At 31.6% G+C, this 18286-nt stretch carries 19 protein-coding genes; 5 read left to right on the forward strand and 14 right to left on the reverse strand.

Going from position 1 to position 18286, the window contains the following annotated elements; all coding sequences use genetic code 11:
* Positions 1 to 10: 10 nt before the first annotated feature.
* Positions 11 to 430, reverse strand: coding sequence for a tRNA (adenosine(37)-N6)-threonylcarbamoyltransferase complex ATPase subunit type 1 TsaE (gene tsaE / locus AABL85_RS02755; RefSeq protein WP_341309102.1), 420 nt, complete (start codon positions 428 to 430; stop codon positions 11 to 13).
* 2 nt (positions 431 to 432) lie between these two features.
* Entirely contained in the window at positions 433 to 1989 is a 1557-nt protein-coding gene (locus tag AABL85_RS02760) for a PglZ domain-containing protein (RefSeq protein WP_341309103.1), read from the reverse strand.
* Between the two features lie 145 nt (positions 1990 to 2134).
* Here AABL85_RS02760 and AABL85_RS02765 point away from each other — a divergent pair, with 145 nt between their 5' ends.
* The 4 genes from AABL85_RS02765 (at position 2135) to AABL85_RS02780 (ending at position 6107) form a co-directional block, all read left to right on the forward strand.
* Entirely contained in the window at positions 2135 to 3127 is a 993-nt protein-coding gene (locus tag AABL85_RS02765; RefSeq protein ID WP_341309104.1) for a glycosyltransferase family 2 protein, read from the forward strand.
* A 9-nt stretch (positions 3128 to 3136) separates the two neighbouring features.
* The gene (gene coaE, locus AABL85_RS02770; RefSeq protein ID WP_341309105.1) at positions 3137 to 3724 is read left to right on the forward strand and encodes a dephospho-CoA kinase; all 588 of its coding nucleotides are present in this window, start codon (positions 3137 to 3139) and stop codon (positions 3722 to 3724) included.
* 144 nt (positions 3725 to 3868) lie between these two features.
* The gene (locus AABL85_RS02775) at positions 3869 to 5377 is read left to right on the forward strand and encodes a HAMP domain-containing sensor histidine kinase (RefSeq protein WP_341309106.1); all 1509 of its coding nucleotides are present in this window, start codon (positions 3869 to 3871) and stop codon (positions 5375 to 5377) included.
* A gap of 7 nt (positions 5378 to 5384) precedes the next feature.
* Positions 5385 to 6107, forward strand: coding sequence for a response regulator transcription factor (locus tag AABL85_RS02780; protein ID WP_006259047.1), 723 nt, complete (start codon positions 5385 to 5387; stop codon positions 6105 to 6107).
* A 52-nt stretch (positions 6108 to 6159) separates the two neighbouring features.
* Here AABL85_RS02780 and AABL85_RS02785 read toward each other — a convergent pair whose 3' ends face one another.
* From AABL85_RS02785 to AABL85_RS02840, 12 genes are all read right to left on the reverse strand, one after another.
* Positions 6160 to 7101 (reverse strand): LysR family transcriptional regulator, encoded by a 942-nt coding sequence (locus AABL85_RS02785; protein WP_341309107.1) that lies wholly within the window; start codon positions 7099 to 7101, stop codon positions 6160 to 6162.
* Positions 7102 to 7152: 51 nt separating this feature from the next.
* A complete protein-coding gene (locus AABL85_RS02790) occupies positions 7153 to 7755 on the reverse strand; it encodes a hypothetical protein (protein ID WP_341309108.1) in 603 nt (200 codons plus the stop codon).
* A gap of 12 nt (positions 7756 to 7767) precedes the next feature.
* Complete coding sequence (locus AABL85_RS02795) at positions 7768 to 8262, reverse strand: sigma-70 family RNA polymerase sigma factor (protein ID WP_341309109.1); 495 nt, start codon at positions 8260 to 8262, stop codon at positions 7768 to 7770.
* A 101-nt stretch (positions 8263 to 8363) separates the two neighbouring features.
* The gene (locus tag AABL85_RS02800) at positions 8364 to 9476 is read right to left on the reverse strand and encodes a TlpA disulfide reductase family protein (RefSeq protein WP_341309110.1); all 1113 of its coding nucleotides are present in this window, start codon (positions 9474 to 9476) and stop codon (positions 8364 to 8366) included.
* 136 nt (positions 9477 to 9612) lie between these two features.
* Positions 9613 to 10743 carry a TlpA disulfide reductase family protein gene (locus AABL85_RS02805; RefSeq protein WP_341309111.1) on the reverse strand — a complete coding sequence of 377 codons (1131 nt, stop codon included), beginning with the start codon at positions 10741 to 10743 and terminating at the stop codon, positions 9613 to 9615.
* A 99-nt stretch (positions 10744 to 10842) separates the two neighbouring features.
* On the reverse strand, positions 10843 to 11229 hold the full coding sequence (locus tag AABL85_RS02810) for a DUF423 domain-containing protein (protein WP_341309112.1): 387 nt from the start codon (positions 11227 to 11229) through the stop codon (positions 10843 to 10845).
* 8 nt (positions 11230 to 11237) lie between these two features.
* Entirely contained in the window at positions 11238 to 12182 is a 945-nt protein-coding gene (locus tag AABL85_RS02815) for a transglutaminase-like domain-containing protein (protein ID WP_341309113.1), read from the reverse strand.
* A gap of 23 nt (positions 12183 to 12205) precedes the next feature.
* Positions 12206 to 13051: a substrate-binding domain-containing protein gene (locus AABL85_RS02820; RefSeq protein ID WP_341309114.1), complete on the reverse strand. Its 846-nt coding sequence runs from the start codon at positions 13049 to 13051 to the stop codon at positions 12206 to 12208.
* A 118-nt stretch (positions 13052 to 13169) separates the two neighbouring features.
* The gene (locus AABL85_RS02825; RefSeq protein ID WP_341309115.1) at positions 13170 to 14675 is read right to left on the reverse strand and encodes a succinate CoA transferase; all 1506 of its coding nucleotides are present in this window, start codon (positions 14673 to 14675) and stop codon (positions 13170 to 13172) included.
* A gap of 689 nt (positions 14676 to 15364) precedes the next feature.
* Positions 15365 to 16237 (reverse strand): nucleoside phosphorylase, encoded by an 873-nt coding sequence (locus tag AABL85_RS02830; protein WP_341309116.1) that lies wholly within the window; start codon positions 16235 to 16237, stop codon positions 15365 to 15367.
* Between the two features lie 16 nt (positions 16238 to 16253).
* Positions 16254 to 16601 carry a translation initiation factor gene (locus tag AABL85_RS02835; RefSeq protein WP_341309117.1) on the reverse strand — a complete coding sequence of 116 codons (348 nt, stop codon included), beginning with the start codon at positions 16599 to 16601 and terminating at the stop codon, positions 16254 to 16256.
* A gap of 229 nt (positions 16602 to 16830) precedes the next feature.
* Positions 16831 to 17778, reverse strand: coding sequence for an isopenicillin N synthase family dioxygenase (locus tag AABL85_RS02840; RefSeq protein ID WP_341309118.1), 948 nt, complete (start codon positions 17776 to 17778; stop codon positions 16831 to 16833).
* A gap of 245 nt (positions 17779 to 18023) precedes the next feature.
* Here AABL85_RS02840 and AABL85_RS02845 point away from each other — a divergent pair, with 245 nt between their 5' ends.
* Positions 18024 to 18260 (forward strand): hypothetical protein, encoded by a 237-nt coding sequence (locus AABL85_RS02845; protein WP_341309119.1) that lies wholly within the window; start codon positions 18024 to 18026, stop codon positions 18258 to 18260.
* The last annotated feature ends 26 nt before the right edge of the window (positions 18261 to 18286 follow it).

An 18286-nucleotide genomic window follows, 5' to 3' on the forward strand; every position in this document is an offset into this window, starting at 1 on the left:
GTTTCTGTTATTAATTATTATTCAAAATCAGTTTTCTATCACCATTTTCTAAAATAGAGATTTCTATTGTAGCATGTTCGTCAGGAATAATATGAGGTGTCTTCTCTGGCCATTCTATAAAGCACCAATGGTTAGAATCTAAATATTCGTCCATTCCCATATCATATGCTTCTTCCTCCGTGTTTAATCGATAAAGGTCAAAGTGGTATACCCTGTCTTTAGAAGTCGTAGAATGGTACTCATTTACGATAGAGAAAGTAGGACTACTCGTCATATCTTCTACACCTAATTGTTTGCTTATTTCTTTAATAAGTGTAGTTTTTCCTGCTCCCATTTGTGCATCAAATAATACGATGCGATATTTTAACTTACTTAATATTTCAGTAGCTACTTCTTGAATTTGATTTAAAGAAAAAACTATCTCAGTCATTGTTATACTTTTGGATTTAATACTATAAATGGTACAATCATTTCTTCTAAAGAAATACCTCCATGCTGGTAAGTGTTTCTAAAATAAGCTGCATAATAATTGAAATTATTCTGATATGCTAAGAAGAAATCATTCTTTGCAAAAATAAATGAACTACTTACATTTATGTTAGGTAATTGAACTTTTTTAGGATCTTTAACATGATAGACATCTTTCGCTTCAAAGGTCAAGCTCTTACCTGTTTTATATCTAAGGTTTAAACTGGTGTTTTTATCTCCAATAACTTTGGATGGGTTCTTACAGTTAATTGTACCATGATCAGTTGTGATTATTAGTTTATATCCAAGTGCTTGTGCTTGTTGAATTATTTCAAATAAAGGAGAATTCCTAAACCAACTAACAGTAAGTGAGCGATATGCTTTATCATTAGATGCTAGTTCTTTAATCACTTCCATTTCGGTTTTAGCATGAGACAACATATCTACAAAGTTATACACGATTGTTATTAATTTATTGTCCTTCAGAGCTTTGAAATTATCTGCTAGTTTTCTACCTTCTTTTAGGTTCGTGATTTTGTGATATTCATTCTTGATGTTTAGTCGAAGTCTTTGTAATTGATGTTGTAAGAATTCATTTTCAAATAAATTTTTACCTCCATCATCAGTATCATTTTTCCAATATTGAGGTAGTTGCTCAGACATTTCTAAAGGAGTCATTCCAGAGAATATGGCATTTCGAGCATATTGTGTTGCTGTTGGTAAGATAGAGAAGAAGCTGTTCTCACTCTCTACTTTGTAGTGATTAGTTACTATTGCTTCAAATGCTCTCCATTGGTCGTATCTTAAATTATCAATAACGATAAAGAGTAATTTGGAATCTTCTTTCTTTAATTCAGGAGCAACCCATTTCCTAAATATTTGATGAGAAAATACAGGGCTATCTTCAGGATCATTAATCCAACTTTCGTAATTTTTTTCAACAAATTTCCCAAATAAGCTATTCGCTTCAGTTTTTTGAGAATCTAGTATATTAAATAGGTTTTGATCTTCGATGTTTTCTAGCTTCTGTTCCCAATACAGCAGTTTTCTATAAATAGATATCCAATCTTCATAATCTCTAGCTTGCATTAGATCCATTGAGATATTTCTAAATTCTTTTTGGTAGCTAAGAGAAGATTTTTCAGAGATAAGACGAGAGTCATCTAGATTTTTCTTTAGCGAAAGTAGAATTTGATTAGGATTAACTGGTTTGATTAAGTAATCAGATATCTTAGCACCAATTGCTTCTTCCATGATATATTCTTCTTCACTTTTAGTGATCATGATAATCGGAGTATTGCTTTTGATGGTTTTAATTTCATTTAAAGTTTCAAGGCCAGAAAGTCCAGGCATATTTTCATCTAAGAACACAATGTCGTATTGGTTCTCTTTAAATAGATCTATAGCATCTTGTCCATTTGTACAAGTAGTTACAATATAGTCTTTTTTTTCTAAAAATAGGATATGAGGTTTTAATAAATCCACTTCATCATCCACCCATAGTATATGAATTTTGTTCATTGTAGTTGTTTTAGTACCTCTAAGAATATTATCAATTGTAATAAAAAGAGATTTTAGATTAAAATAGTATTGATAAATATAGGAATGAATTTCCGTATTACAATAGTTAACGATATTTTTGTGATTGTATTATAAAAAATTATAAATGTATTTTTCGTTCATTATTCCTGTTTACAATCGACCGGAGGAGGTAGATGAGTTATTGGAGAGCTTGACAAAGCAAACATATAAGAAGGCTTTTGAGGTGGTTATTGTAGAGGATGGATCTAAAGAAGATTCACGTGCAGTTGTTAGTAAGTATGAAGGTAGATTAGAAATCTCTTACTATTACAAGGCGAATTCAGGACCAGGAGCCTCGCGTAATTATGGAATGGAACGAGCAAAGGGAGAGTACTTTATTGTATTAGACTCAGATTGTATTATTCCGTCGAATTATTTAACTATAGTGGATCAGTATCTCAATGAGGAGTTTGTAGACTGTTTTGGAGGGCCAGATGCGGCATTAGATAGTTTTAGCGACGTTCAAAAAGCAATAAATTATTCAATGACATCCGTTCTAACTACAGGAGGAATTAGGGGAGCTAGTGAGCGTATAGGCAAATTTCAACCAAGAAGCTTTAATATGGGAATTTCGAAAAAAGCTTTTTTGGCTAGTGGAGGTTATGGGAAAGTACATCCAGGTGAAGATCCTGATTTAACGATAAGACTTTGGAATTTAGGTTTTGATACTCAGTTGTTCAGCAAAGCTTATGTGTATCACAAGAGAAGAATAGATTGGCAGAAGTTCTATATTCAAGTCAATAAGTTTGGCAAGGCACGTCCAATATTGAATCAACGCTATCCAGAAACTGCCAAAATCACATATTGGTTTCCTAGTTTATTTATGGCAGGCTTATTGTTGAGTATTATAATGACTTATTTTACATTTATTTTTATTTTATGTTATATCTTCTATTTTTTGATGGTTTTTTTAGGTTGTTTAATAAAAGAGAAGAATTTTAAGATAAGTTTATTATCACTTGTGGCAATTTTTATACAATTTTACGGCTACGGTATAGGCTTCGTTAAATCTAATTATATTTTATTTATAAAAAGACAGAAAGCGGAAGTCGGAATGCCAGAGATGTTTTTTAAATAATATATAAATATGGCACTTATAGTTGGATTAACAGGAGGAATTGGCAGCGGGAAAACTACTGTAGCTAATATGTTTGCAGAAGAAGGTATTCCTATCTATATAGCAGATGAGAGAGCTAAGCAGATTATGGATCGCACAGATGTAGTAGAAGCAGTACAATCTATCTTTAAAGAAAACGTTAAGATAGGAGAGGTATTGGATCGTAAAAAAATTAGAGAAATTGTTTTTAAGAATAAAGAACTATTGAATGAATTAAATCAAATTGTACATCCTGAGGTTAAGAAGGATTTTGAACGTTGGAAGGAAGAAAATGACGTTTTTCCATTTGTTATTAAGGAAAGTGCAGTTCTTTTTGAAAATAATTTGAATAAACAATGTGATTTAGTTATCTTAGTTACTGCACCTGAAGAAGTGCGCTTAGCCCGTGTAATGGCAAGGGATGGAGTATCTTTAGAGAACGTAAAAAGTATTATGAAGAATCAATTGAAAGATTCTGACAAAATACCCTTTAGTGATTATGTTATTACTAATATTAATAAAGATTTGGTAAAAAAAGAGGTGAAAATGATAATTAATGATATAATAATCAAAATTTAAACAATTACCTCCGTTAATTTTATGTTAATCGCCGTGTAGAGTATTTTTTTTAATGTTAATTTTGAAAAAATAATGAGTAAGGTCAAATTTCGACTTTTAGTAGGGATAATGAGTTTTTCTCTTATAGGAATAATCATTGTTCAAATGTATTGGATAGTTAGCTCTTATAAAAATAATGAAGAGCAGTTTAAATATCATGTACAACAAGTATTAGGAAATATAGCTAGTGGATTACAACAGAATGAAGCTACTGAGTTTTATAGAATGTATAATCAACTTAAAGATAGTATAGGAACGCCACCTAAACAAAGTGAGTTGAAACAATATTACATAGTAGAACGCAATCCTACTACTAATGAACAGATAGTATACTCGAATATTTTAGTTTTAGAAGACTATAATATAAAGAGTTCGTTCTTTGATAAGAAAGCAGATAGTTTAAAAGTCAAGAATTTCGTTTCAAAACGAAAAACGGAGATTTATAAAGGAGATGATTTAGATAGAAGTGATCTTAAACAAAATTATCCTGACGAGGTTATAGAACAATCAGGTAATCTAGACATTTTAGATAAAGCACAATTTGATATTTATTTTAAAGATATCGTTGCTCTAAGAAGTATAGATGAGCGAGTTTCTAAATCTAGACTGAGAGAGCTCTTAGAGAATGAGCTTAAACAGTATGGAGTTAATGCTAAATTTGAATTTGGTATTTATAACAAAGGGTTGTCAACTAAGATTAAGTCAGAAGATTTTATTTATGAAGAAGGGTCTACTTATGGAGTACCTATCTTCACAGATAATGAGAATAGAAGTAAGTACCAATTGTATATTACTTTCCCAGAAAAGAGTAAGTATTTATTCTCTTCATTGATAGGGATAACACTATTGTCGATTTTGTTTACGATGGTTATTATCGCAGCTTATTTGAATGCGATTAATCAATTGATTAAACAAAAGCAAATATCTGAGATTAAGACAGATTTCATTAATAATATGACTCATGAGTTTAAAACACCTATAGCGACAATTAATTTAGCTTTAGATGCAATTAAAAACCCGAAGGTTATAAATGATCCTGAAAAAGTTGATCGTTATTTGAAAATGATTCGAGACGAGAATAAAAGAATGCATGCACAAGTTGAAAATGTTCTTCAAATCTCAAAATTAGAACGACGTGAGTTCAATGTAGACAAAGAAGCAATGGATGTCCATGAGGTCATCGAAAATGCTGTAGATCACGTAGGATTAATTATTCAAGATAGAGGAGGGGATATAAACTTGAACTTAGATGCGCGTAGAAGTGATGTATTAGGAAATGATTTTCACTTTACTAGTGTAATAGTTAATATATTAGATAACGCTATTAAGTATTCTAAGGATGTGCCAATTATAGATGTGTATACTGAAAATGTAAAAGATTTTATCTTAATCAAAATTCAGGATCACGGTGTAGGAATGAGTAAACAAGCTCAAAAGAGGATCTTTGACAAATTTTACAGAGAACACACAGGTGACTTGCACAATGTAAAAGGCCATGGTTTAGGACTTGCATACGTTCAACAAATCGTAGAGGTACACAATTCTCAAGTCTATGTTGAGAGTGAAAAAGGAAAGGGAAGTACCTTTATAATAAAAATGCCATTAATAAATTAAATATAACATGGAAACAACAAACAACAAAAAGATTTTATTAGTAGAAGATGATCCGAATTTCGGTGCAATCTTAAAAGACTATTTAGCCATTAATGATTTCGAAGTTACTTTAGCTAAGAATGGAATGGAAGGATTCGAAAAATTCAAAAGAGATACTTTTGATTTATGTATCCTAGATGTTATGATGCCTTATAAAGATGGATTTACTCTAGCCAAGGAGATCCGCGATAAAAATAAAGAGGTGCCTATCATTTTCCTTACAGCTAAGTCAATGAAAGAAGATGTGTTAAAAGGTTATAAAGTAGGAGCTGATGACTACTTAAATAAGCCATTCGATTCTGAAGTATTGTTAATGAAAATTAAAGCGATTATTCATAGAAAATCGTCTGAAGTTAAAACAGATAATACGAAGTTCGAATTCCAAATTGGTAAATTCCATTTAAATTCTAAGTTGAGATTCTTAACTTTTGAAAATGATGAACCAATTAAATTATCTCCAAAAGAGAATGAATTGTTAAAGATGTTAGCGATTTATGAAAATGATTTGATGCCACGTGAAGTAGCATTAACTAAAATTTGGAGAGATGACAACTATTTTACTTCTCGTAGTATGGACGTATACATCGCTAAATTAAGAAAGTATCTTAAATTAGACGAAACAGTAGAAATCTTAAACATTCATGGAGAAGGATTTAGACTTGTAGTGAAAGAAAAAGAAGAAAATAATTAAGCCACAAAAAAGGGAAGCATTTGCTTCCCTTTTTTATTTTATATAAGTTAAATTATTGATTCTTTTTAGGACTAATAATTTTTACATCTTGAAATGCTATTGCTCCTCTTATAATGCTTAAGATAACTTCGTATAATGCATTAATAATCTGAAGTTTTAATTCGTTATCTGTGTAGATTAAACTGATTTCTCTAGCTGGTTTAGGATCGGCAAATTGAATTAAATTTCTTTTGTCATCTTGGTTTAGAGAAAGTGTGTGTAAGTAAGGGAGTAATGTATATCCTAATCCTTCTTTTGATAAGTTAATTAAGGTTTCAAAACTTCCACTTTGTAGTTTAAAGCTCTTGCTTTCTGCAGTAGCTTTACTGTTACAGATGTTGATGATACCATCTCTAAAGCAATGTCCATCTTGTAGCAAAAGTAGCTTTCTCAAATCTAAATCACCTTGATGTAGTTCTGCTCCCATTTCTTGTCTAAAATTTGCAGGAACGTATCCGACAAAAGGCTCATAAAATAAAACTCTTTCTTTTATATCAGATTCCTCCAGGGGTGTAGCTACTATAGCAGCATCTAAGTATCCATTGCGAAGCTTCTGAATAATCTCTTCAGTTGTATATTCTTCTATAATTAGATTAACTTTATTGTACTTGTTTAAAAATGTTTTTAGAAACATAGGAAGTAGTGTAGGAGCTATAGTAGGGATCATTCCTAGCTTAAACTCACCTCCAATAAATCCTTTTTCTAGGTCAATGAGATCTTTTATTCTGTCTGATTCATTGACAATCTTTTTTGCTTGTTGAATGATAACTTGTCCTATAGCTGTAGGCTGTATAGGCTTGGTAGTTCTATCAAATATTTGCACTTCAAGTTCTTCTTCTAGCTTTTGTATTTGCATACTTAATGTAGGCTGTGTTACAAAAGTTTTCTCTGCAGCTAGCGTGAAGTTTTTATGTTCTGCTACTGCTAATACATATATTAATTGTGTTATAGTCATTCTTGTAAACCGATATTTTGTCTAAGTTATGTAAAATAAAGGATAATGCTTTTATTCGTAATCTATTTTTTCTAACTCTTTGTAGTTTTTCATCAGTCGCTTGATAAGAAGACCGTAGACCAATCTGTAGTACAACCATAAAAGAGCAAGAAAGGTGCTACAGATTACCACTACCACTAAGATACTAATTAAAGCTGTGGCTAGCGTTATTTGATCATCTACTGTCAAAACATCTATAAGCATAACAATAAATGCAATGATAAAAATAGTTAGATTAGTGTAGATGTAATAATTAACTGTTTTTTTAGTCTTTAATATACGTTGCATCAATAGTTTAGTAGAGTCTGCTACATGTATTTTTCTATAGTTTAGATAGAACGTGATAATAAAAACGATAGAGATTGCAAATGAAATCCAATCTAGATTATTTATCATAAACACATATATAGGACCAACACCCTCCTTGTGGTCTTCAGTTACGAATAAATAGCTAAAACCATTTAATACAAGAAACTCAATTATACTTATAATAAATATCCACATGACGATAGAAGATGACTTTTTATGAATCATCTTATGGATATCGTGTGCTGAAACTTTAGGGAACTGCTGTGAGCTATTCCAATGTTTTTTTAATAAATCTAACTCCTTCATACTCTATTGCGTCTAGGGATTTAATATTTTTTTTAGTTTGCTTTTTATTCTATTCATTTTTACCCTAGCATTGACTTCGCTAATACCTAAAGTTTCTGCTATTTCTTCATAATTTTTGTCCTCTAAATACATGAATACTAAAGCTTTTTCTATATCGTTTAATTGTTGAAGAGCTTTGTACATCAGTTTTAACTGTTCTTCTTCTTGATAATTGTATTCAGAGTATTCGAATTTACAAAATGAGCTATCGTAAGGTATGGTGTTTACCTCTCTAGTTTTTTTACGATATAAAGAGATAGCAGTATTCAGAGCAACTCTATACGCCCACGTAGAGAATTTAGCATCTCCTCTAAACTTGGGGTAAGCATGCCATAGTTGAATAGAAATTTCTTGGAACAAATCTTTATGCGCAGCCTCATCAACTGTATATAGTCGACAGACTTTATGGATAAGATTTTGATTTTTATCCAACAGTGCAACGAATTCTTGTTCCAAATGTTTGTTCATGCCTATAAGTAGTCTAATAATGTAATTTGTTACAATACTTGTGATAAAAAAATGTTATTAGGATAGACCTAATCTTATAGATTCTAAAAAAAATGATATTACTATTCTAAGTATTTGTTTAGTAGGGTGTCAAAGTTTATCTCTAAATGATTAATATCTATAACTGTTCCATTCTTGTCTAAGATAAATACTGTTGGGATATTTTTTACCCCATATTGCATCTGTATTTCATATAGATTAGAAATGTGTAACCAATTCAAGTCTTCTTTTTGGATGCTTTCTACCCATTCTTCTTTATTGTCATCTAAGGCGATACTAAAAATATTAAGACCTTTAGTATGATATTTTTCATAAATAGACTTTATTATTGGAAGTGTTTCGTGACAAGCTGGGCACCACGGAGCCCAAAAGTGAACTAGTGTGATTTCACCTAAACTCTCAAAAAGAGAAATAGTTTTTCCGTTAGGATCTTCACCTGATATATCCAGTGCTTTATCTCCTACTTTTATTAATGTACTTACAGAAGAATTGTCTAAAAGGTTTTTAATTGCAACACCTATATTGGATTTTTTTATAGGATCAGCTAGTTGATTATAGTATGATTTAGCTTCGTTTGGATCTATATTTTTATTGTCTAATCGTTGAAATAAAATAACAGACGATGTGAATGAATTACTATGTTGTGTTAGTTGATCCGTTATAATGTCGTTAATGTTTTTTACATAGACTTTAAATTCATTTGATAGCCTTTCAAGAATCTCTCTGTCATTATCTTTTATGGCTTGTGTTAAGATATCTTGATTAGCATCTCTATAAGCATTAGCTTCTTTCTGTACTCTTTTTATATTATTGTGAAAAGCATTTAATTCATTATTGTTTTTTGTACCTATAGTAGAAGTGCTTAAGTCATCGTTATAATCATATTGAAAATTAATAATGCCATTTTCTAGAACAACTAATTCAGTCACGTTTTCAGATAATTCTAGTAGTGCATAAGTAGGATAAGTTGTGTTTCCTTCAAATTCGAAAGAGTTATTCCTTAATTGGACAGAATCTATAGCATTAAAATTATTAGTCTGAGGATCTAGAACTTTTAGATAAATCATTTCTCCTTCAGGAATATTTTTTGTTGTTCCCTTTATTAGAAAACCTTTATCTTTTATAGTGAAACTCATTAATAGAAAGGCTATAATTACTAAAGGTAGTGTTCTCATTGGACGTGTTTTTAATATAATTTGTAAAGATTAAATATAATAAAATATTACTGATTATAACGGTGATATTAGTGTATTAAAAAAGGGCTATAGAAACTTCTATAACCCTTTTATATTGTATATCTTAAGTAGATATTTATTTGTTTAAGATTTCTTGAACTTTAGCTCTAAGTTTTTTACCTCTTAAGTTTTTAGCGATTACAACACCATTTTCATCAAGAAGATAAGTCGCTGGAATAGCACGTACTTCATAAGTTTGAGCGATTGGTTCTTCCCAGAACTTTAAGTTAGAGATTTGATTCCAAGTTAATTTATCTTTAGCAATTGCTTCTACCCATTTTGCTTTATCTTTATCTAAAGAAACACCAATGATGTTTAACCCTTTAGGGTGATACTCTTCATATAGAGCTACTACATTAGGATTCTCTGTTCTACATGGTCCACACCATGATGCCCAGAAATCAATAATAGTTAATTTACCTAAACTTTCTTTTAAAGAAATTTCTTTCCCTTCTGGAGATGGAGCACTAAAGTCAGGAGCTTTATCTCCAATTTTTACTTTAGCATCAGGAATAGCGTCTAATGCTGTTTTAAAAGCTTTAGCTACAGTAGTATTCTTTAATGTTTCGTCGAATTTATTGAATTTTTCAACTAATTCTTCTTTGATATACTGTCCTGTACCAACTGTTTTTGATAAATAAACTAAAGTTGTGAATGAGTTAGCATTATTGTCAATATAATCTTCTACATACTCATCATACTTTTCTGCTAATGCCATATATCCATTGATAATCTCATCTTTTTTAGCTTGGTCTTTAGCTTCATTAGCTTGTTTGAAAGCTTCTTGGTTATCTCCTTGGTATTGGAATAAAGCTCTTTCTAATTCGTCAACTTTCTTAGTGAATTCTGTATATTCATCATTGTTTTTCGTACCAGTAACACTACTGTTTTCTGCTTTTTCATTGTCGTATTGTACAACGATTTTACCATTTTCTAGTACAAAAGGTAATTTACCTTGTTCTTTACCAAATGAGAAGAAGTTTTGATCTAGATTCTCAGTAGCTCCTGTGAAGGTAAATGTGTTGTCTTTAATTTCAGTAGAGTCAATAGCTACTGTAGTACCAGTTGCAATATCAATCTTTTCAAGATATACTTTAGTTCCATCTGTTAGTCCTTTAGTCTCACCATTGATTGTATAACCAGTAGCTTCTTTGTTACATGAAGCTAGTACTGCTACAGCTCCAAGTACAGTTAAAAATTTTTTCATCGATTTTGTTTTTTAGTATTAGAAATACAAGTTATAATTGCATTATATGAACAAATATACTTAAAAAACTAGATTAAGCTAAAAACAGCTTAAAAAAGTCTATAAAAGTTTTGTGAATTGAATTAACAACATTACCCAGCCAATTACTAAACATACACCTCCTAAGGGAGTTATAGGTCCAAGTATTTTTATTTTTTTCTTAAATGTAGCACTCAAGGTTAATCCATATATACTGAATGAGAACAAGAATACACCAATAATAATGATGTTAACTGCTCTAGTTATATGAATGTGGGCTGGCATTAATCCTAAGACTAGTAAAAGGACGGCATGATACATCTGATATTTTACACCTACTTCAAAACTTTCTAAACGTTCAGCTGTCATGTGTTTTTTTAGAGCATGCGCTCCAAAGGCTCCAAATATAATAGCTAAAGCTCCATAAATAGAGCCTGCTATCAGGGGTGTGGTATTAACTAGTTCCATATATTTATTTAATTAAAAGTGAGTTGTCCTAATATTTCTTCTGACATAAATGGGCCACCAGGATATCTGGCTGTATAATCCATATTTAACCATATTTGACCTCGTTCATCTATGTGATAATGTATTTCTTTTCCTTTGCTTTCTTCTTTAAAAAGAACTTCTTTAATTAGGTAGATCACCTGTTCTAAATCCCCTTTATTAGGGATTAATAGTTCAGGATACATATGTTCTTTAGTATGTATTAATCGAGGAGTAGCACCAATAGCTCTCAGTAATCCTGCCATTAATACAGAATAATCGTCACAATCTCCTGAGAAATGCTGTAATGACTCTGATGCTGTAGCAATATATTCTCTCCCTTTGGGGTCATTTACATAATTCCATTTCGTGCGCACTTCTTTGAAAATAGCCAATGACTGTATTATCTGTCTATACTGCTGAGTATTCGGTATATTAGAAAAATGTTTTCGAGTAGTAGCTAAAGCATAATTTCTAACTAGAGGTTTGTCATACTCTATAGCAGGTATGATTTTACTTTTATTGGGAAAAGGCAGTAGCTTAGAGATGATAAGGTCTTGTGGTTTAGGATCTTCTGCCATCGCATAAATCATAACTTTATAATCTTCAAAAACTGCATTATATCCATATCCTCCAAAGAAAGAATTTATAATCAATACTATTAAGTATATGATAATAAGTATATTTAAGACTAACTTCATCTTTTGAAGTAAGAACTGTAGTATACCTATAATAGATAGAAATAGTATGATGCGGTCTAGTTGGTATGGCCAGTTTGGATCATCTATATTTTGATGAATAATAATAAAAATAGGGATAGTAATTAGTATATTAAGTATAAGTACAATGATATTGTCCCAAGGTTTTGGGACTCTTAAGTACTTAAGCCAACTTTTTTCAGAAACTTTATCCGGTAATTCTGTATTATTACTCATCGCAGTCTAAGGTCAAAACTATATTATAAAACGTTTTCGCTGTATTTAATAGTATTAGTGATTATGTTTAAATCAACTAATTGTTCTTGTGTTTTATTAAAATGTTTTTCTGACAACTGTCTTTGAGACCATTTAGTCATACTTAGCCATTCTCTAATATCATCTATATTGATATTATATTTACTAGATAGTGTACGGTCAATAGAAGGGATCATTTTGAACTCTTCTGTAGTCGCATTAATACACTCTAGTAAATTGTCGATCAATCTTTTGTTTTTATTTAAGAATTCATTATTTGCAACTAATACAAAAGAAGGCCAAGGAGTAGGGCAGTCGCCTAATCTTCTGAATATCCCTTGGTCAACTATTGGTTTAGTCATAAAATGTTCCCACATAAAGTAATCTGCTTCTCCTTTAGTTAAAGCTTCTACTGCATTGTCTAATGTATTGACAATAACAAAATCAAGAGTAGTTGTGTCCCAATTCATCTTTTGAGCGTGAACAATAGCCATTAGATGTGAGCCAGAACCATATCTGCTGATAGCGATGCGTTTACCTTCTAAGTCTTCTACTTTTTGATAGGGAGAATTATGAGCTACATGTATTCCCCATTGTAGAGGAGAAGCTACATATTCTTGTATAATAGTTGTTGGGTTTCCCTCAGATATATCTTTGATAATTCCTTCTGTTAGAATAACTGCTAGATCTGTTTCTTTATTTCTTAGCATTTGACACATTTTACCTGTTCCTTCAGGTACATCTGTCCATTTTAGGTTAATACCAAGTTCTTCGAACTCACCATTCTCTATACATAATTGCCAAGGGAGATTGAAGTGCTCAGGCACTCCTATAATATTTACATTTGCCATTTTATATCGTACTACATTTTTATGCTAAGATAGTAAAATAGGGCATTTTTTAGATAATATTTTAAGAGTAAAACAAAAAAAACTCTACTGAATATAGAGTAGAGTTTTTTATTTATTATCAAGGTTTCATAGAACCTTTTTCTTGGAAGCGAATGTGGAATTTGAAAGCCTCTTCTAAGACATGTGGAGTGTGTCCTCCTCTTTCTTTAGCTCTTTCGTAGTAATCCCTTAATTCTGCTTTATAATCTGGGTGTACACAGTTCTCGATGATTACTTCTGCGCGTTCTCTAGGAGATAATCCTCTTAAATCGGCTAGACCTTGGTCTGTAACTAGAATGTCTACATCATGTTCAGTATGATCTACGTGTGATACCATTGGAAGTACATGAGAAATGTTGTTTTCTTTAGAGGCTGCTTGAGTAACGAAAATACTTAAATAAGCATTTCTAGCAAAGTCTCCAGAACCTCCGATACCATTCATCATTTTACTACCTCCGATATGAGTAGAGTTTACGTTTCCGTAGATGTCAAATTCGATAGCTGTATTAATAGCTATAATACCTAATCTACGTATAACCTCAGGAGCGTTACTGATATTTTGTGGACGTAATACTAGTTTATCTTTATATTGGCTGAAGTTATTTATAATCTTCTCATAACATTCTTCCGTCACAGTAATAGAAGATCCCGAAGCAAAAGTCATTTTACCTGAGTCTATTAAATCAAATGTACTGTCTTGTAGTACTTCAGAGTACATAGTTAAGTCGTGGAAAGGACCATCTATAAAACCAGTAAGAACGGCATTCGCTACTTTACCAATACCTGCTTGTAATGGTAGAAGAGAGTGAGTTAATTTACCTTTTCTAACTTCTTCTTCAAAGAATTTTAGTAAGTGACCAGAGATAGCAGATGTTTTTACATCTGGTTCTGGTAATTGAGCAGGAGTGTCTTCAATGCTAGAGTAAACGACTGCGATTACATCATCTGGGTTTAGGCGAATAAAGCTTTCTCCGATTCTATCTTTTACCGTGTGAATAGGAATGATTTCTCTACGTGGTTGTTTGATAGGTACACTATTATCATGTACACCTTCTATTTCTAAAGGAATAGCTGTGTTTACTTCAATGATTATCTTTCTAGCTACACTAGCGAAGTAAGCAGAGTTACCAATAGACGTGGTAGGAATGATAAATCCTTCTTCGTTAATATAAGTAGCCTCAATAATAGCAATGTCTACTTGAGGAATATGTTTCTCTTGAAGCTGTTCGATCGTTTCACTTAAGTGTTGATCGATATATTTTACTTGTCCGCTGTTTATAGACTTTCTTAATACTGAGTCTGCCTGGAAAGGCATTCTTCGGATTAAGGCATTGTTGGTTGCTAGATCAGCGTCAGTAGTTTGTCCTAATGAGGCACCAGTTATTAAGGTAATTGCAACATTTTCTTGTGCTGCACGTAATGCAAATGCAGGTAATACAGATTTACTATCTCCAGCTTTAGTGAAGCCACTAGCTCCTACTACAGCCTGATCGTGTATTAAAAGAGCAGCATCTTCTGCTGATACAATACGCTCTCTATACGGTGCGTATTTTATCCTCTCTAATTTCGAGTCTTCTTTCGTCATTTCAAATAAAAATTTTAAGCACCTTAAAATAAGTGCATTTATTTGAAAGAGTCAAATAAAATAAACGTATATATTAATTATATTGATTAATATAGTTTTTTTATTAAAAAAGTACGATAATGTTTAGTAATTTAAGATATAAAAATGATACTGCTAGGTGTAGAGGTTTTTGTTAATTTTTTGCTATTATTTTATAACTACTAAATTTGGTAATAAGACTTTTTGTAACTTAGTTTGTTGAATTAAACTCGATAGAGACCATTAAAGTAGCTTTTTAGTAGCAATACTTCTTTAGCTTTTGTGATTTATTGATTTTGTATTTTGAGTTAAACTAAGTCCTTTTAGGCGAGTTTTTTTGAAGTATATAGATTTGTTTTTCTAGAGGATGGAACAGGAAGAATAAATAGTAGATATAACGAAGAGAGGAATAGTTGTACAGTGATTGCTGGTCGAGACGCATTTTGTTTTGAATGAGTCCGTACTGAGTCCAATGTGTATCCGTAGTTAGTCCGTTATTTAGGATAGAATAACGGTGTCATAATACTGGTGCATTGTACTTAAAGCTAGATTAACTGCAATGTGATTGCTCTCAGTGTGCTACTTTAGTAATATAACAGGTAGTGAGTAGAGGCTACTGTATATAAAAAAAGCTACCTCATGGAGGTAGCTTTGTAGAAAAAGTAATCTTATTATATTGCGCTAAGTTTGTCTAATGTATATACAATTAGTTTGTCAACAGCCGCATAAGGATCTTCTGAGAATGTTCCATTCGCTCTATTTGCAATAATTGTATTAAGAGATACTGCATGGTGTCCTAATAAGTTACATAAACCATAGATTGCAGAAGTTTCCATCTCGAAGTTTGTAATACGGTATTCGCCGAATTTAAAGTTGTCGATTTTGTGGTTTAGTTCTGGATCTTGGATTTGTAGACGAAGTACACGTCCTTGTGGTCCATAGAATCCTCCTGCTGTACCTGTAATCCCTTTGAAGGTTAGGTCACTTTCTAACTTAGCTTCTAGTTCTGCACTGTTTTTGATAAAGTATGGGCGTCCTTTTTTAAGATCCCAATTTGTGTGTTTAATAAAAGCGTCTTCTAAAGCAACATCTGTAACTCCGTCTATAAGGTAAGAACGCATTAAGTTATCCAGTCCTAAACCGTACTGAGATAGAACAAAACTATTTACAGGAATATCTGCTTGTAAAGAACCAGATGTACCTATTCTTACAATATTTACAGAAGTAAGTTCTTTTTTAATTTCTCTTGTTTCTAAATCGATATTAAATAAAGCATCGATTTCATTAACAGCGATATCGATATTGTCAGGACCGATACCTGTAGAGATCACAGTTAGACGTTTTCCTTTATACGTACCCGTAGTTGTTTTAAATTCTCTTTTTTGTGTTGAGAATTCAATAGTATCAAAATGTTTAGTGATTCTATCAACACGGTTTTGGTCACCTACGAATATGATGTCTTTAGCAACATGTTCAGGTCTTAAATTAAGATGGTATACACTACCATCAGGGTTTAGAATTAATTCAGATGATTTAATCTTCATACTATTAAATTTTTAATTAGCCGCCTACACGTTTTACTTTGTAGCCTTCTTTTATTAAATAATCCATTATTTTATCGCGAAAGTTACCTTGTATGATAATCTCTCCGTCTTTTGTACTTCCACCAACACCACATAGGGTTTTTAGCTTTTTGGCTAGACTTTTTAAGTCTTCTTCACTACCTTCAAATCCTTTGATAAGAGTTGCTACTTTACCACCTCTATTTTTTTTGTCAATATGGGCTTCTAATCGTTGTTGATTAGGAGCTAATGTTTCGGTTGTTTCCTCTTGTTCAAATTCAAAGTCTTTGTTTGTAGAAAAGACAAAACCTCCTAATGCGTCTAAACTATTTATTTTTTTGCTCATTTATATATATTGTGCTATAGCTTTTTTAAAAATGATTATAACCTGTATCAATCCTAAAATAGGGTATACAAATAGTTCTCTGATACGGCTATATGTAAAGATACGAAATATGTTAAAATTTATTGGTATAAGTATTATAAAAAAGATCTTGAAAAAATACTTCACAATAAAATAAAAAAGAGGGAGCTATTACTCCCTCTTGATAAGAATATTGCTTAATTAGGATAAATTACTTTATTAAACCTAATTCAACTAGTCTTTGGTGTAAAAACTCTCCAGAAGTGATATCTTCATATAATTTAGGATTGTTCTCATCGATACAGTTCTCTAAACAGTTTAGTGGCATTGTACTCACTGGGTGCATAAAGAATGGAATAGAGTATCTAGAAGTTCCCCATAATTCACGAGGAGGGTTTACTACTTGGTGGATAGTTGATTTTAATCTGTTGTTAGAGTGACGAGATAACATGTCACCAACATTGATTACTAATTCATCATCAGCTGCGATAGCATCGATCCACTGTCCATCGTGGTTTTGTACTTGTAGTCCTTTACCTTGAGCTCCCATTAACAATGTGATTAAGTTAATGTCACCATGTGCAGCTGCTCTCACAGCATTTTTAGGTTCATCTTTGATAGGAGGGTAGTGAATAGGACGTAAGATACTGTTTCCGTTTTTAACGAATTTGTCAAAGTAGAACTCGTCTAAACCTAAGAATAAAGCAAGCGCACGTAATACGTATACACCTGTTTTTTCTAACATTTGGTAAGTTTCTTTTCCAACAGCGTTAAATTGAGGTAACTCTTTTACTTCTACGTTAGCAGGATAAGATGCTTCTAATACAGGGTCGTTATCAACGTATTGACCGAAGTGCCAGAATTCTTTTAGGTCACCTTCTGTTCTCCCTTTAGCATGTTCTTTACCGAAAGATACATATCCTCTTTGTCCCCCAATTCCAGGAACTTCATACGAGTCTTTGATCTCTAATGGAAGGTTAAAGAAATTACGAACTTCTTTATATAGATTCTCAACTAATTGATCATCTAAAAAGTGTCCTTTTAATGCTACGAATCCAATTTCTTCGTAGGCTTGGCCGATTTCATTTACAAACTTTTGTTTACGTACCGGGTCATCCGATAGGAAATCACGTAAGTCAACACTAGGAATGTTTTGCATTTTCTAAGTTGTTATATATGCTTACTTGAGTTATTTGACACAAATGTATATTATTTTTCCACAAAATAGTGTTGATAACTACAATTTATGTTTTTTTTGGGTGTGAATTATTCTTGATATGTGATGTGATGTATTGAAGATTTCGAATGGATAATGAGTTTTATCGATTGTGATTTTTTAATGAATATAAAAAATTAATGAATTTTTTTATAAATTGCCGTAATAACCATTAAAATAAAAAAACTATGAAATTACCTATTGAATTAAAATCAAATGAGTTTGTCGTATTAGTAGCTGTGGATATTGATCCTAAATATAAGGTGTCCAATGCAGATGAATTTTATAAAACATTGCCTAAAAGTTTTAAGCCAATTTTTAAGAAAGTGGTTGGGTCTAATATGAATATTTATTGCGTATGTGATAATCAGGATGATTTTATGTTCTGTCTAAGACAAACAGGTTATAAGACAACTTTATTGTAAAATAACAGTAATTTTGTCCTTGATAA

The organism is Myroides odoratimimus, assembly GCF_038039805.1.
GTDB classification, from domain to species: domain Bacteria; phylum Bacteroidota; class Bacteroidia; order Flavobacteriales; family Flavobacteriaceae; genus Flavobacterium; species Flavobacterium odoratimimum_B.